Origin of the sequence: Streptomyces pseudogriseolus (assembly GCA_002154585.1) — a bacterium.
Taxonomy (GTDB): domain Bacteria; phylum Actinomycetota; class Actinomycetes; order Streptomycetales; family Streptomycetaceae; genus Streptomyces; species Streptomyces pseudogriseolus.
In genome coordinates this window covers 1-14,116 of record MUNG01000329.1, presented here as the reverse complement: position 1 = coordinate 14,116, position 14,116 = coordinate 1, and the positions used below count along the sequence as shown (strand labels likewise).

14 protein-coding genes are annotated in these 14,116 nt (G+C 74.3%); 10 read left to right on the top strand and 4 right to left on the bottom strand.

What is annotated here, in order from left to right; all coding sequences use genetic code 11:
* Positions 1-45: 45 nt before the first annotated feature.
* Positions 46-852 (bottom strand): IclR family transcriptional regulator, encoded by an 807-nt coding sequence (locus CCN29_RS26125; RefSeq protein WP_086684934.1) that lies wholly within the window; start codon positions 850-852, stop codon positions 46-48.
* A gap of 237 nt (positions 853-1,089) precedes the next feature.
* On the opposite strand from CCN29_RS26125, the gene allB reads away from it, so the two are divergent.
* Together allB and alc are read left to right on the top strand one after the other, a co-directional pair.
* Positions 1,090-2,427 (top strand): allantoinase AllB, encoded by a 1,338-nt coding sequence (allB, locus tag CCN29_RS26120; RefSeq protein WP_006136912.1) that lies wholly within the window; start codon positions 1,090-1,092, stop codon positions 2,425-2,427.
* A 25-nt stretch (positions 2,428-2,452) separates the two neighbouring features.
* Positions 2,453-3,583 (top strand): allantoicase, encoded by a 1,131-nt coding sequence (gene alc, locus CCN29_RS26115; protein ID WP_086684931.1) that lies wholly within the window; start codon positions 2,453-2,455, stop codon positions 3,581-3,583.
* Between the two features lie 67 nt (positions 3,584-3,650).
* On the opposite strand, the gene CCN29_RS26110 is transcribed toward alc, so the two are convergent.
* Entirely contained in the window at positions 3,651-4,412 is a 762-nt protein-coding gene (locus CCN29_RS26110) for an SDR family NAD(P)-dependent oxidoreductase (protein ID WP_086684928.1), read from the bottom strand.
* Positions 4,413-4,590: 178 nt separating this feature from the next.
* Here CCN29_RS26110 and CCN29_RS26105 point away from each other — a divergent pair, with 178 nt between their 5' ends.
* On the top strand, positions 4,591-5,028 hold the full coding sequence (locus tag CCN29_RS26105; RefSeq protein ID WP_006136916.1) for a guanyl-specific ribonuclease: 438 nt from the start codon (positions 4,591-4,593) through the stop codon (positions 5,026-5,028).
* Positions 5,029-5,131: 103 nt separating this feature from the next.
* Here CCN29_RS26105 and CCN29_RS26100 read toward each other — a convergent pair whose 3' ends face one another.
* On the bottom strand, positions 5,132-5,335 hold the full coding sequence (locus tag CCN29_RS26100) for a hypothetical protein (RefSeq protein WP_031023113.1): 204 nt from the start codon (positions 5,333-5,335) through the stop codon (positions 5,132-5,134).
* Positions 5,336-5,514: 179 nt separating this feature from the next.
* On the opposite strand from CCN29_RS26100, the gene CCN29_RS26095 reads away from it, so the two are divergent.
* From CCN29_RS26095 to CCN29_RS26085, 3 genes are all read left to right on the top strand, one after another.
* Complete coding sequence (locus CCN29_RS26095) at positions 5,515-6,765, top strand: sensor histidine kinase (RefSeq protein WP_037817654.1); 1,251 nt, start codon at positions 5,515-5,517, stop codon at positions 6,763-6,765.
* 48 nt (positions 6,766-6,813) lie between these two features.
* Positions 6,814-7,488, top strand: a complete 675-nt coding sequence (locus CCN29_RS26090) for a response regulator transcription factor (protein ID WP_086684925.1) — start codon at positions 6,814-6,816, stop codon at positions 7,486-7,488.
* A gap of 120 nt (positions 7,489-7,608) precedes the next feature.
* On the top strand, positions 7,609-8,046 hold the full coding sequence (locus tag CCN29_RS26085) for a PaaI family thioesterase (RefSeq protein WP_086684922.1): 438 nt from the start codon (positions 7,609-7,611) through the stop codon (positions 8,044-8,046).
* Between the two features lie 30 nt (positions 8,047-8,076).
* Here the strand turns inward: CCN29_RS26085 and CCN29_RS26080 are convergent, their stop codons facing one another.
* Positions 8,077-9,099 (bottom strand): Gfo/Idh/MocA family protein, encoded by a 1,023-nt coding sequence (locus CCN29_RS26080; RefSeq protein ID WP_086684919.1) that lies wholly within the window; start codon positions 9,097-9,099, stop codon positions 8,077-8,079.
* 128 nt (positions 9,100-9,227) lie between these two features.
* Between CCN29_RS26080 and CCN29_RS26075 the strand changes: the two genes are divergently transcribed.
* The 4 genes from CCN29_RS26075 to CCN29_RS26060 all read left to right on the top strand — a co-directional run.
* A complete protein-coding gene (locus tag CCN29_RS26075) occupies positions 9,228-9,965 on the top strand; it encodes a GntR family transcriptional regulator (protein ID WP_189479638.1) in 738 nt (245 codons plus the stop codon).
* A 223-nt stretch (positions 9,966-10,188) separates the two neighbouring features.
* Entirely contained in the window at positions 10,189-11,340 is a 1,152-nt protein-coding gene (locus tag CCN29_RS26070) for an ROK family glucokinase (RefSeq protein ID WP_006136924.1), read from the top strand.
* Positions 11,337-11,933 carry a hypothetical protein gene (locus CCN29_RS26065; protein ID WP_006136926.1) on the top strand — a complete coding sequence of 199 codons (597 nt, stop codon included), beginning with the start codon at positions 11,337-11,339 and terminating at the stop codon, positions 11,931-11,933. Before CCN29_RS26070 ends, CCN29_RS26065 begins: the two co-directional genes overlap by 4 nt.
* Positions 11,934-12,034: 101 nt before the next feature.
* Positions 12,035-14,116, top strand: a 2,082-nt coding sequence (locus tag CCN29_RS26060; protein WP_086684913.1) for a DEAD/DEAH box helicase, incomplete at its 3' end; no start/stop codon positions are given.

Below are 14,116 nucleotides of genomic sequence, written 5' to 3'. Positions count from 1 at the left end.
CGCGGGGCGGGCTCGCGCGGGCGTGGATGTGGGGCTCGGCCGTCCTCAGGCCGCCGGGCCGCCGCCCGGGTTCGCCAGCGCCTCCGACAGTTCGCGCGCGATCTCCTGCAACACCGGGACGATCCGCTCCGTCGCCGCCTCCGTCACCCGCCCGGCCGGGCCCGAGATGGAGATGGCCGCCGCCGTCGGGGCGTCCGGCACCGGAACCGCCAGGCAGCGCACGCCGATCTCCTGCTCGTTGTCGTCGATCGCGTACCCCTGCCCGCGCACCTCCTCCAGCGCGGCGAGGAAGCCCTCGGGCGTGGTGATGGTCTTCTCCGTGGCCGCCGGCATGCCGGTGCGGCCCAGCAGCGCCCGCACCTCCTCCGGCGGGAACCCGGCCAGCAGCGCCTTGCCCACGCCGGTGGAGTGCGGCAGCACGCGCCGCCCCACCTCGGTGAACATCCGCATCGAGTGCTTCGACGGCACCTGCGCCACGTACACGATCTCGTCGCCGTCCAGCAGGGCCATGTTCGCCGTCTCGCCGGTCTCCTCCACCAGTCGCGCCAGGTACGGCCGCGCCCAGGTGCCCAGCAGCCGGGACGCCGACTCGCCGAGCCGGATCAGGCGCGGGCCGAGCGCGTACCGCCGGTTGGGCTGCTGCCGTACGTAGCCGCAGGCGACCAGCGTGCGCATCAGGCGGTGGATCGTCGGCAGCGGCAGGCCGCTGCTGGCGGACAGCTCGCTCAGGCCGACCTCGCCGCCTGCGTCCGCCATCCGCTCCAGCAGGTCGAAGGCGCGCTCGAGGGACTGCACGCCGCCACTGGCGGCGGGCCGGGCGGAGTCGGTGGTGCTGGCGCTGGACGTCGGCACGGCGCGGTTCCTTTCGGGACTGGCAGGAGGTCAGAAGCCTACCCGGCGGCCGGTCGGGGGCCCGCTTGTACGTCTCTACGTTCTGTGTTCCGGAAGTCTGATTTCGCTTTGTGGAAAGGTCCAGAGTCGGCGATCGCGTCGTGGCGGCGCCAGGAGGACCCTTGACGTCGCGGAGGCCCGGGGGAAGACTCCTTCAACAGAACGTTGAAATTTCCGCGGACCGGCAGGAGGCTCCGGGTGCCCGACGTCGAACTGGTGCTGCGCTCGACCCGTGTCGTCACCCCCGAGGGGACGCGCCCCGCGTCCGTCGCCGTGGCCGGCGGCATCGTGACGGCCGTCCTGCCGCTCGACGCGCCCGTCCCCGCCGGCGCCCGCCTGGAAGACCTCGGCGAGGACGTCCTGCTGCCCGGCCTGGTCGACACGCACGTGCACGTCAACGACCCCGGCCGCACCGAGTGGGAGGGCTTCTGGACCGCCACCCGCGCGGCCGCCGCCGGCGGGGTCACCACGCTCGTCGACATGCCCCTCAACTCCCTCCCGCCGACCACGACGGTCGACCATCTGCGCGTCAAGCGGAAGACCGCCGCCGACAAGGCGCACGTGGACGTCGGCTTCTGGGGCGGCGCCCTGCCCGACAACGCGGCCGACCTGCGCCCGCTGCACGAGGCCGGGGTCTTCGGCTTCAAGGCGTTCCTGTCGCCGTCCGGCGTCGACGAGTTCCCCCACCTCGACGAGGAGGGACTCGCCCGCGCCCTGCGGGAGATCGCCTCCTTCGACGGCCTGCTGATCGTGCACGCCGAGGACCCGGGCCAACTCGCCGACGCCCCGCAGCGCGGCGGCCCCCGCTACGCCGACTTCCTCGCCTCGCGCCCCCGCGGCGCCGAGGACACCGCCGTCGCGCGGCTCCTGGAGCAGGCCCGGCGGTTCGACGCGCGCGTGCACGTCCTCCACCTCTCCTCCGCCGACGCGCTGCCCCTGCTCGCCGAGGCCAAGGCGGACGGCGTGCGGGTCACCGCCGAAACCTGTCCCCACTACCTCACCCTCACCGCGGAGGAAGTACCGGACGGGGCCAGTGCGTTCAAGTGCTGCCCGCCCATCCGCGAGGCCGCCAACCAGGACCTGCTGTGGCAGGCGCTGGCGGACGGCACCCTCGACTGCGTCGTCACCGACCACTCCCCGTCCACCGCCGACCTCAAGACGGACGACTTCGCGACCGCCTGGGGCGGCATCTCCGGCCTCCAGCTCAGCCTCCCGGCCGTCTGGACCGAGGCCCGAAGGCGCGGCCACACCCTGGAGGACGTGGTCCGCTGGACGTCGACGCGCACGGCACGGCTGGCCGGCCTCGACACCCGCAAGGGCGCCGTCGCGCCCGGTCACGACGCCGACTTCGCCGTCCTGGCCCCCGACGAGACCTTCACCGTCGACCCGGCCGCCCTCCAGCACCGCAACCCCGTGACCGCGTACGCCGGACGCACCCTGCACGGCGTCGTCAGATCCACCTGGCTGCGCGGCGAACGCATCTACGGCGACGGGGAGTTCACCGCACCGAGGGGCCGCCTGCTCACCCGACCCTGATCCGACACCCGAAAGGCAGGACCACATCACCGTGACGGCGATCGAGACCTTCACCGGCGACGCGCGCCCCTACGGCGGCGGCGACCCGTACGCGGACTACCGCACCGCCGACTTCCCCTTCACCCACCTCGCCGACCTCGCCGACCGCCGGCTCGGCGCCGGTGTCATCGCCGCCAACGACGAGTTCTTCGCCCAGCGCGAGAACCTTCTGCTGCCCGGCCGCCCCGTCTTCGACCCCGAACGCTTCGGCCACAAGGGCAAGATCATGGACGGCTGGGAGACCCGGCGGCGGCGCGGCGCCTCGGCCGGCCACCCCTGGCCGGCCGGTGACGACCACGACTGGGCGCTGATCCGCCTCGGTACGCCCGGCGTGGTCCGCGGCATCGTCGTCGACACCGCGCACTTCCGCGGCAACTGCCCGCAGGCCGTGTCGGTCGAGGGCGCCGCCGTGGACGGCTTCCCGAGCCCCGAGGACCTGCTCGGCGACGACGTGAAGTGGACGACACTGGTGCCCCGCACCCCCGTCGGCGGCCACGCCGCCAACGGCTTCGCCGTCACCGCCGGACAGCGCGTCACCCACCTCCGGCTCAACCAGCACCCCGATGGCGGCATCGCCCGCCTGCGGGTGTACGGCGAGGTCGTCCCGGACCCGGCGTGGCTCACCGCGCTCGGCACCTTCGACGTCGTCGCCCTGGAGAACGGCGGGCGGGTGCTCGACGCCTCGGACCTCTTCTACTCGCCGGCCGCCAACACCATCCGCCCCGGCCGCTCGCAGAAGATGGACGACGGCTGGGAGACCCGCCGCCGCCGCGACCACGGCCACGACTGGATCACCTACCGTCTGGTCGCCCAGGCCCGGATCCGCGCCCTGGAGATCGACACCGCCTACCTGAAGGGCAACGCGGCGGGCTGGGCGTCGGTGTCGGTACGGGACGGGGAGGGCGGTGAGGAGGGTGACTGGCGGGAGATCCTCCCCCGCACCCGCCTCCAGCCCGACACCAACCACCGCTTCGTCCTCCCGGCCCCGGCGGTCGGCACCCACGCCCGCGTGGACATCCACCCCGACGGCGGCATCTCCCGCCTCCGCCTCTTCGGCACCCTGACGGACCGGGGCAGGGGGGAGCTGGAGACGCGGAGGCAGGAGCTCGGGGGCTGACGCCCGTACGGGTGCCCGCTCACCGAAGGAGCGGGCACCCCTGGGGTCCGGTCGGGCCGCGGTCCGGTCAGGCCGCGTGGCCCCCGTCCACCGCCACCTCCGCCCCCGTCATGTACGCCGCGCCCGCGAGGTGGGCGATCGTCTCCGCCACCTCCTCCGCCGTGCCGAAGCGGCCCAGTGCCGTGGCCGACGCCTGGGCGGGGGCGAAGGGGCCGTCCGCCGGGTTCATGTCCGTGTCGGTCGGGCCCGGGTGGACGATGTTCGCGGTGATGCCGCGTTCGCCCAGCTCCCGCGCCAGCGCCTTGGTCAGCCCCACCAGCGCCGCCTTGCTCATGGCGTAGAGGGTGCCGCCGGGGCCGGGCACCCGCTGGGTCATGCACGAGCCGACGGTGATGATCCGGCCCCCGCGCGGCAGCACCGCCGCCGCCGCGCGCGAGGTGAGGAAGACGCCGCGCACGTTCACCGCGAGCACCCGGTCGACGCCGGCGGGGGAGAGGGACTCCAGCGGGCCGAGAACGCCGACGCCCGCGTTGTTCACCAGCACGTCCAGCCGGCCCAGCTCCCGGACGGCCGCGGTCACCGCCGAGGCGGCCTCCTCCGGGTCGCCGGAGTCCGCGCGCAGGGCCACCGCACGGCGCCCCAGCGCCTCGACGGCCCGTACGACGTCCTCCGCCGCCTCCTTGCCGGTCACGTACGTCACCGCGACGTCCGCGCCTTCCCGGGCGAGCCGCAGCGCCGTCGCGGCGCCGATGCCGCGGCTGCCGCCGGTCACCAGCGCCGTCCTGCCGAGCAGGGTCTTCTCCGTGGTGGGATGGGTGTGAGTGGTCATGGCTCCATCCCAGCGGCCGGGACGCCGCCGTGCTGGCGGCGATCGGACGTCGACCTGCCGGGCCGTCACCCGGCGCGCCCGCTCCGCGTGTCACGTCACGGGAAACTCATCGGACCGTACCGAAAAATCCATGTACTTGACATTGACATGCCAGCGTCTACGCGCGTCATTATGGGGTATGCGATTCCCCCCACGTGCGGCCCGGTCCGGGGCCGCAGCAGCCCTTCTGTCCGTCCTTCTGCTGGGCGGCGGCGGAGCGCTCTCCGCCCCGGCGGCACACGCCGCCCCCGCCCTCCCCGTCGCCGCGTCCGCCGCGCCGTCCGTCCTGGCGGTCGGCGAGATCTGCTCCAGCGACCTGCCGTCGGAGGCGCACGACACCCTCGACCTGATCGAACAGGGCGGCCCGTTCCCGTTCGAGCAGGACGGCACGGTCTTCCAGAACCGGGAGGGCATCCTCCCCGACCGGTCGACCGGCTACTACCACGAGTACACGGTGATCACGCCCGGTTCCCCCACCCGCGGCGCCCGCCGGATCGTCACCGGTGCGGAGTACCAGGAGGACTACTACACGGCCGACCACTACGCCTCGTTCGACCTGGTCGACCACTCCTGCTGACCTGATCCGGTCGACCGCTCCCGCTGACCGCGTGCCGGGACGTGACGCGGCAGGGCGTGACGCGCCGGGAGACGGACGGGTGCGGCGGTGACCGTCCGGCGGTTCACCCGCCGGGCTTCCGGGTCTCCGCGACGGCGAACAGGGCGACGCCCAGCACCAGCAGGGCGACGCTCGCGTAGATCTCGAAGCCGTCGAGGAACCCGGCCCGCCGCACCAGGCCCCAGTGCCAGTCGGTGAACTCCGTCACCAGACCCGCCACCCCCTGGAGCACGGTCACGAATCCCAGCACTTCCAGCAGTCGTCTCATGCCACCGACTCTCGCCCCGCGGACCCCCCACCCACATCGGCCGCGGGGCGAGGCCTTGCCGACCGAGGTGGACGACCGCACCCGCCTGGGACGCCGAAAGTCTCCGGTCACGCGACTTCGGTCGACGATCGTGCGCGCGGGTCTCCGCACCCACCGTCCGCTGCATAGATTTGTCGACCGTGACTGATGACAAGGCGGCGAAGACAGCCCCGGTGTACTCGGGGCCCCGATGGTTCTTCCCGTCCGCCCTCATCCATGAGCTCGACCCCGGCACGAGCCCCTCCGGCCGCCGTCCCCGGCGCACCGCCCGCGACTGGCTCGTCGACTTCTCCTGCTTCCTGCTCGCCGTCCTCGTCGGACTGCTCGGCGCCGACGCGCTGCGGGACAACACCGACCTCCCGCACGCCGTCGCCGTCCTCGACCAGGTGCTGGGCGCGCTGTCCTGCGCGGCGGTCTGGCTCCGCCGGCGCCGGCCGCTCGGCCTCGCCGTCGCCATGCTGCCGGTCAGCTTTGTCTCCGAGACCTCCGGCGGGGTCGCGGTCATCGCCCTGTTCACGCTCGCCGTGCACCGGCCGTTCCGGTACGTGGCCTGGGTGGCCGGCGCGCAACTGGTGCTCACTCCGCTGTACTTCTGGTGGCGCCCCGACCCAGACCTGCCGTACACGGCCGTCGTCATCCTCTTCGTCGTACTGACGGGCGCCACGGTCGGCTGGGGCATGTTCGTGCGGTCCAAGCGGCAGCTCATGCTCAGCCTGCGGGACCGGGCCCGGCGCGCCGAGACGGAGGCGCGGCTGCGGGCCGAACAGGCGCAGCGGCTGGCCCGCGAGGCCATCGCGCGGGAGATGCACGACGTGCTCGCGCACCGGCTCACGCTGCTCAGCGTGCACGCGGGCGCCCTGGAGTTCCGGCCCGACGCCCCGCGCGACGAGATCGCGCGGGCGGCCGGCGTGATCCGGGAGAGCGCGCACGAGGCGCTCCAGGACCTGCGGGAGATCATCGGCGTGCTGCGCGCCGGCGAGGGCGAGGAGGCGGGCCGCCCGCAGCCCACGCTCGCCGCACTCGACACGCTCGTCGCCGAGTCCCGCCAGGCGGGCATGAAGGTCACCCTGGAGCAGCGGGTCGCCGACGCCGGCTCCGTCCCCGCCTCCGTCGGCCGCACCGCCTACCGGATCGCACAGGAGGGCCTGACCAACGCCCGCAAGCACGCCCCCGGCACGGAGGTCACGGTGTCCGTGACCGGCGGCCCGGGGGAGGACCTCACCGTGACCGTCCGCAACCCCGCCCCTGAGGGTGACGTACCGCCCGTCCCGGGCGCGGGCCAGGGCCTGATCGGCCTCACCGAGCGGGCCATACTGGCGGGCGGCACCCTGGAACACGGCCCGACACCGGACGGCGGCTTCGAGGTGAGGGCGTGCCTGCCATGGCGCTGACACCCGCCCCGGCCCCGACCGGCGCCCGCGCATGATTACGTACCGCCCATGACTGCCATCAGAGTGCTCCTGGTCGACGACGACCCCCTCGTGCGGGCCGGCCTGTCCTTCATGCTGGGCGGCGCCGACGACCTGGAGATCGTCGGCGAGGCCGCCGACGGCGGGGAGGTCGAGGCGCTCGTCGACCGCACCCGGCCGGACGTCGTCCTCATGGACATCCGCATGCCGACGGTCGACGGGCTCACCGCCACCGAGGCGCTGCGCCGCCGCGAGGACGCCCCGCAGGTCGTCGTGCTCACCACCTTCCACGCCGACGACCAGGTGCTGCGCGCGCTCCGCGCCGGGGCGGCCGGGTTCGTGCTGAAGGACACCCCGCCCACCGAGATCGTCGCCGCGGTGCGCCGCGTCGCGGCCGGCGACCCGGTGCTGTCGCCCGCGGTCACCCGGCAGCTCATGGCCCACGCGGCCGGCGACGCGGGCGACACCCGCCGGACCCGCGCCCGCGACCGGGTCGCCGCCCTCAACGACCGCGAACGCGAGGTCGCCGTGGCGGTCGGCCGGGGTCTCGCCAACGCGGAGATCGCCGCCGAGCTGTACATGAGCGTGGCCACCGTCAAGACGCACGTCTCGCGCATCCTGGCCAAGCTCGACCTCAACAACCGCGTCCAGATCGCGCTGCTCGCCCACGACGCGGGCCTCCTGGAGGACACCGACAACCTGTGACACGCCGGTCGGGAGGCCTTGCACGCGGTCGACCGCAGCCGCCTCCTGGCACCGACCGGCCCCACCGCAGACCCACCCGAGTGACACGACGTTCCCGACGCCCCTGAGGAGGCCCGCCCCATGACCACCACGCCGCCCGTGCTCGACCTCGCCGCCGCGCGCACGCTGCTGGACGCGCAGCCGTTCAGCAGGCTGCTCGGCGCCCGGATCACCGCGTTCGGCGACGGCGGGGCGACCCTGGAGATCGACATCCGGGAGGAACTGCACCAGCAGAACGGCTTCCTGCACGGCGGTGTCCTCGCCTACGCCGCGGACAACGCGCTCACCTTCGCCGCCGGCGCGGTGCTCGGCCCGTCCGTGCTCACCGGCGGCTTCTCCGTGCAGTACCTCCGCCCGGCCACCGGCCGCACCCTCCGCGCCCGCGCGAGCGTCGTCCACGCGGGAAGGCGGCAGGCCGTCACCCGCTGCGACCTGCTCACGGTGACGGGAGACGACGAGGAGACCCAGTGCGCGGTCGCGCAGGGCACCGTCCTCCCGGTGACCGCCCGCACGGCATGAGAAGGGGGTGTCACCCGACACCCCCGTGTCTCACGTCAGCGCCTCCTGGGCGCTGCTCAGCAGTTCCGCCGGCCGCACCGGTCTGCGCTCGCGCCGCGATCTCTCGCACGCCTCCGCGATCAGCAGCGCCCGCAGGGCCTCACGTCCGTCGCACGGGTTGGCGCGCTCACCCCGGACCACCTCGACGAACGCGACCAGTTCGGCCTCGTACGCGGGTCCGAACCGCTCCAGGAAGCCGGTCCACGGCTTGTCCGCCGCGGGCGGCCCCGTCGGCTCGGTGGACGCGATGGGCGTACGGTCGTCGAGGCCGACCACGATCTGGTCGCGCTCCCCGGCGAGCTCCATCCGCACGTCGTAGCCGGCGCCGTTCAGCCGCGTCCCGGTGACGGTGGCGAGGGCGCCGTCGTCGAGGGTGAGCAGCACCGCGCCCGTGTCGACGTCGCCCGCCTCGCGGAACACCAGCGGCCCCGCGTCCGACCCGGTGGCGTACACGTCGACGACCTCCCGGCCGGTCACCCAGCGCAGGATGTCGAAATCATGGATGAGGCTGTCCCGGTACAGCCCGCCCGACTGCGCCAGGTGCCCGGGGTCCGGCGGCTCCGCGTCGCTGGTCATCGCCCGGATCGTGTGCAGCCGCCCCAGCCTGCCCGTCCGTACCGCCTCGCGGGCGCCCGTGTACCCCTTGTCGAACCGCCGCTGGAAACCCATCTGCAGCACCGTCCCGGCGGTCTCCACCTCCGTGATCGCCTGTAACGTGCCGCCGATGTCCAGGGCGATGGGCTTCTCGCAGAAGACCGGCAGACCCGCGCGCGCCGCCCGCGCGATCAGATCCGCGTGGGCGGCGGTGGCCGTGGTGATCACCACGGCGTCGACCCCCCAGGTGTAGATCTCGTCCACCCCCGGCGCGGCCGTCTCGCCGAGCCGGTGGGCGAGGGCCTGGGCCCGCGCCGGGTCGACGTCCGTGAGAATGAGGGAACCGACCTCGCGGTGCCTGCTGAGCGTGTGAGCGTGAATGGTGCCGATGCGGCCCGTACCGATGACCCCGATGCGCATGGAAACAAAGTGGGGCTCGCACCGCTCCCTGTCAATGCGTATGTCCGGACAACCGAACTACACGACTTCCCGTCAACAGTCCGCGCGGATACGCTCACATCGTGCCGAAACCAGAGATGGACCCGACCGTGCAGCTGGAGCTGAGCGTGGACCGCGGCTCCCCCGTGCCGTTGTACTTCCAGCTCGCCCAGCAGCTGGAGTCCGCCATCGAGCACGGCACCCTCACCCCGGGCACCCTGCTGGGCAACGAGATCGAGCTGGCCGGGCGCCTCGGCCTGTCCCGGCCGACCGTCCGCCAGGCCATCCAGTCGCTCGTCGACAAGGGTCTGCTGGTGCGCCGCCGGGGGGTCGGCACGCAGGTCGTGCACAGCAAGGTGAAGCGCCCGCTGGAGCTGAGCAGCCTCTACGACGACCTGGAGTCCGCCGGCCAGCGCCCCACCACGACCGTGCTGGTCAACACCATGGTCACCGCGTCCGCCGAGGTCGCCGCCGCGCTCGGGGTGGCCGAGGGCGGCGAGGTGCACCGCCTCGAGCGGCTGCGCGCCGCGCACGGCGAGCCCATCGCGTACCTGTGCAACTACCTCCCGGCCGGCCTGCTCGACCTGGACAGCGGCCAGCTCGAGGCCACCGGCCTGTACCGGCTGATGCGGGCCGCCGGGATCACCCTGCACAGCGCCCGCCAGACCATCGGCGCGCGCGCCGCCACCGCCGTCGAGGCCGAGCGGCTGCACGAACAGACCGGCGCCCCGCTGCTCACCATGCAGCGGGTCACCTTCGACGACACCGGCCGCGCGGTGGAGTACGGCACGCACACCTACCGCCCCTCGCGGTACTCCTTCGAGTTCCAGCTGCTCGTCCGCGCCTGAGCCGGACCGCGCACACCGCGCCCGACCCTGGCCGCCCGCACGCGGTCGTCGCATTGTCCGGACAATGTGACGCGATCCACAGACGTACGGTGGACGCACGCCGACGGGTGCGGACGCGAACGGCGGAGGGACCGCTTCCGCCCGCGCCCGGTGCCGGATCCGGCGAACCCCGTCACCTGCCCGGTACCGCGATCGGGGCACCCGTGCGGCACAATCGCACCCGATGAGCACCTACCGCGACTTCACCGCCCCCATCGGCTCCCGGCGCGCGACCGTCCTGAGAACGGTCGGGACGCGGGAGCGCCGCTCCCACCTGTCGGCGCCCCGGGTACCGACCGTGGGCATCGACATCGGCGGCACCAAAGTGATGGCGGGCGTCGTGGACGCCGACGGCACCATCCTGGAGAAGCTCCGCACGGAGACCCCCGACAAGTCCAAGAGCCCCAAGGTCGTCGAGGACACCATCGTGGAGCTCGTCCTGGACCTGTCCGACCGGCACGACGTGCACGCCGTCGGCATCGGCGCGGCCGGCTGGGTCGACGCCGACCGCAACCGGGTGCTCTTCGCCCCCCACCTGTCCTGGCGCAACGAACCCCTGCGGGACCGCCTCGCCGGCCGCCTCGCCGTCCCCGTCCTCGTCGACAACGACGCCAACTCCGCCGCCTGGGCCGAGTGGCGCTTCGGCGCCGGACGCGGCGAGGACAACCTCGTCATGATCACCCTCGGCACCGGCATCGGCGGCGCCATCCTCGAGGACGGCAAGGTCAAGCGCGGCAAGTACGGCGTCGCCGGCGAGTTCGGCCACATGCAGGTCGTCCCCGGCGGGCACCGCTGCCCCTGCGGCAACCGCGGCTGCTGGGAGCAGTACAGCTCCGGCAACGCCCTGGTGCGCGAGGCGCGCGAGCTGGCCGCCGCCGACTCCCCGGTCGCCTACGGCATCATCGAGCACGTCAAGGGCAACGTCGGCGACATCACCGGCCCGATGATCACCGAGCTGGCCCGCGAGGGCGACGCCATGTGCATCGAGCTGCTCCAGGACATCGGCCAGTGGCTGGGCGTCGGCATCGCCAACCTGGCCGCCGCCCTCGACCCCTCCTGCTTCGTCATCGGCGGCGGCGTCTCCGCGGCCGACGACCTGCTCATCGGCCCCGCCCGGGACGCCTTCAAGCGGCAGCTCACCGGGCGCGGCTACCGCCCGGAGGCCCGCATCGTGCGCGCCCAGCTCGGCCCCGAGGCCGGCATGGTCGGCGCCGCCGACCTGGCCCGCCTGGTCGCCCGCCGCTTCCGCCGCGCCAAGCGCCGCCGGGTCGAGCGCTACGAGCGCTACGAGCGGTTCGCGGAGGCCGCCCGCCGTGCCACCTCGGAGTCGCTGTGACGGGCGAGCTTCCCCCGCTGACGAACGACCCCGGCCGCCCCGACGGGCAGGGCCGGGCGCACTCCGGTGAGGACCGGCGGCACATGATCCGCCGCCGCGCCCTCACCCTGCTGATCATCGTCCTGCTCATCGGCATCCCGGCCGGCTATCTGGTGATCTCCGCCAACCAGAGCCGGGCCAGCGGCAAGGACAAGGAGGCGAAGTACTCGGCGACCGGCCTCACCGAGGGCTGGCCGTCCAAGCTCCAGCGCCGCATCTATCAGGTGCCGGTGCCGCACCCGGCCTGGTGGGTCGCCTCGTACGAGACGAACAACTGGAAGACCAGCCGCCTCTACGTCGAGTTCGAGACCAGCGACGCGGGCCTGACCGCCTTCCTCACCAGCATGGGCATGTCGGAGAAGGACCTGAAGAAGGACCGCCTCCCCATCAACGCGCGCGACCGCGACGTCACCGGCTGGACCTTCGACGGCCCCGGCACCTGGTCCGGCCTGGTGCACAAGCAGGAGAACCCCGCGCCCACCCACGACGTCGTCGTCAACCACGACAAACCCGGCTACCCGCGCGTGTACGTCGTGGCCCGCACCGTGCCGTGACCCGACCGCCTGTGACCAGGCCGCCGGAGCCGATTGTCGGACCCCGCCCGTAGAGTCGGAGACGACTGGTCCGACGGACGGGCGGGGAGGTGACACGGCGTATGAGCGAGACGGCAACGACGGCGACGGCGGCGGCCGAGCGGCCCTGGACGGCCGACGGGCTCGTCGCGATGTCCCTGCCGGCGGTGTTCCTGCCCGCGCCCCTCCCACGCGACGGACGCCTCGCCTTCTACGACCCCGAGGGCGCCGAGATCCCCGTCGAGGGGGATGGCGACGACGCCAGGCGCACCGACCTCACCGTCGTCCGCCCGCACGGCGCGGGAGTGCGCCGCCGTACGGTCCCCGCGCTGTCCCTGCCCGTGGACGAGGCCCTGCCGCTCCTGGTGCGCGCCCGGCGCGAGCCGTCGGCCCACCCCGCCACCGCCTGCTGGGGCGCCGCAGCCCTGCACGCCCTGCGGCTCACCGCCCGCGGCCGCCTGCTCCCCGGCCTCACCGCCGAGGGCCACGACGCCTGGCGCGCGGGACCGCTCGAACCGGACGACGTGACCCACCTGCGCGCGGTGGCCGCCGCCCTCCCGTACGAGGGCCACGCGGTGCCGCTCCCCGGCCCTGGCCCTCTGCGCCTGCCCCGGCCGGAGGCCCTCGTCCGCGCCTTCCTCGACGCCGTCGCCGACACCCTGCCCCGCACACCCGCCGCGCCCTACGCCTCCGGACTGCCGTTCGCCGCGCGGCGGCCCCAGCGGCTGCCCGAGGCCCGCGACTGGGCCGCCGAGGTCGCCGCCGGCATGGACGCGGGCGTACGGATCTCGCTCCGCCTGGACCTGTCCGCGCAGGACCTCTTCGACACCGGGGGCACCGCCGGCGGCGAGGGCGGCGGCGCGCGGGGCGCGGGCGCGGCGATCGTCCAGGTGCACAGCCTGTCCGACCCCACCCTGGTCGCCGACGCGGCGGCCCTGTGGTCCGGCGAGGCCGACCACGGCTTCGGGCCCCGCGCGCGCGTGGACGCCGCCCTCGCGGTGCGCCGCGCCGCCCGCGTCTGGCCCCCGCTGGACCGGCTCGCCGACCAGGACGTGCCCGCCGTACTGCCCCTGTCCGAGGACGAGTTGAGCGACCTGCTCGGCATGGCCGCCACTCGGCTCGCGGCGGCAGGGGTCGCCGTGCACTGGCCGCGCGACCTCGCCCAGGACCTCACCGCCACGGCCGTCGTCCGGTCCGCGCCCGGCTCGGCGACCGACGGCACCGGCTTCTTCGAGAGCGAGGACCTGCTGCGGTTCGGCTGGCAGATCGCCCTGGGCGGCGACCCGCTGACCGAGGCCGAGATGGACGCCCTGGCCGAGGCGCACCGCCCGGTCGTCCGGCTGCGCGACCAGTGGGTGCTGGTCGACCCCGCCCTCGTCCGCAAGGCCCGCAAACGGGACCTGGGGCTGCTCGACCCGGTCGACGCGCTGTCCGTCGCCCTCACCGGGGAGGCGGAGGTCGACGGCGAGACGGTGGAAGCGGTGCCCGCCGGGGCGCTGGCCGCCCTCCGCGACCGCCTCACCGCCGGCGTGCGGCCCGCCGCGCCCCCGCCCGGTCTCGACGCCACCCTGCGCAACTACCAGCTGCGCGGCCTGGCCTGGCTGGACCTCATGACCTCCCTCGGCCTGGGCGGCTGCCTCGCCGACGACATGGGCCTCGGCAAGACCGTCACCCTCATCGCCCTGCACCTCAAGCGGGCCCGCCGCGAACCCACCCTGGTGGTCTGCCCCGCCTCCCTCCTCGGCAACTGGCAGCGGGAGATCACCCGGTTCGCCCCGGGCGTGCCCGTACGCCGCTTCCACGGCCCCGACCGCACCCTGGACGACCTGGACGGCGGCTTCGTCCTCACCACGTACGGCACCATGCGCTCCGCCGCGCCCACCCTGGCGGAGCAGCGCTGGGGCATGGTCGTCGCCGACGAGGCGCAGCACGTCAAGAACCCGCACTCGGCGACCGCCAAGGCGCTGCGCACCATCCCGGCCCCCGCCCGGGTGGCCCTCACCGGCACGCCCGTGGAGAACAACCTCTCCGAGCTGTGGGCCCTCCTCGACTGGACCACCCCCGGACTCCTCGGCCCCCTCAAGTCCTTCCGCGCCCGGCACGCGCGCGCGGTGGAGACCGGCGAGGACGAGCAGGCCGTCGAGCGGCTGGCCCGCCTGGTCCGC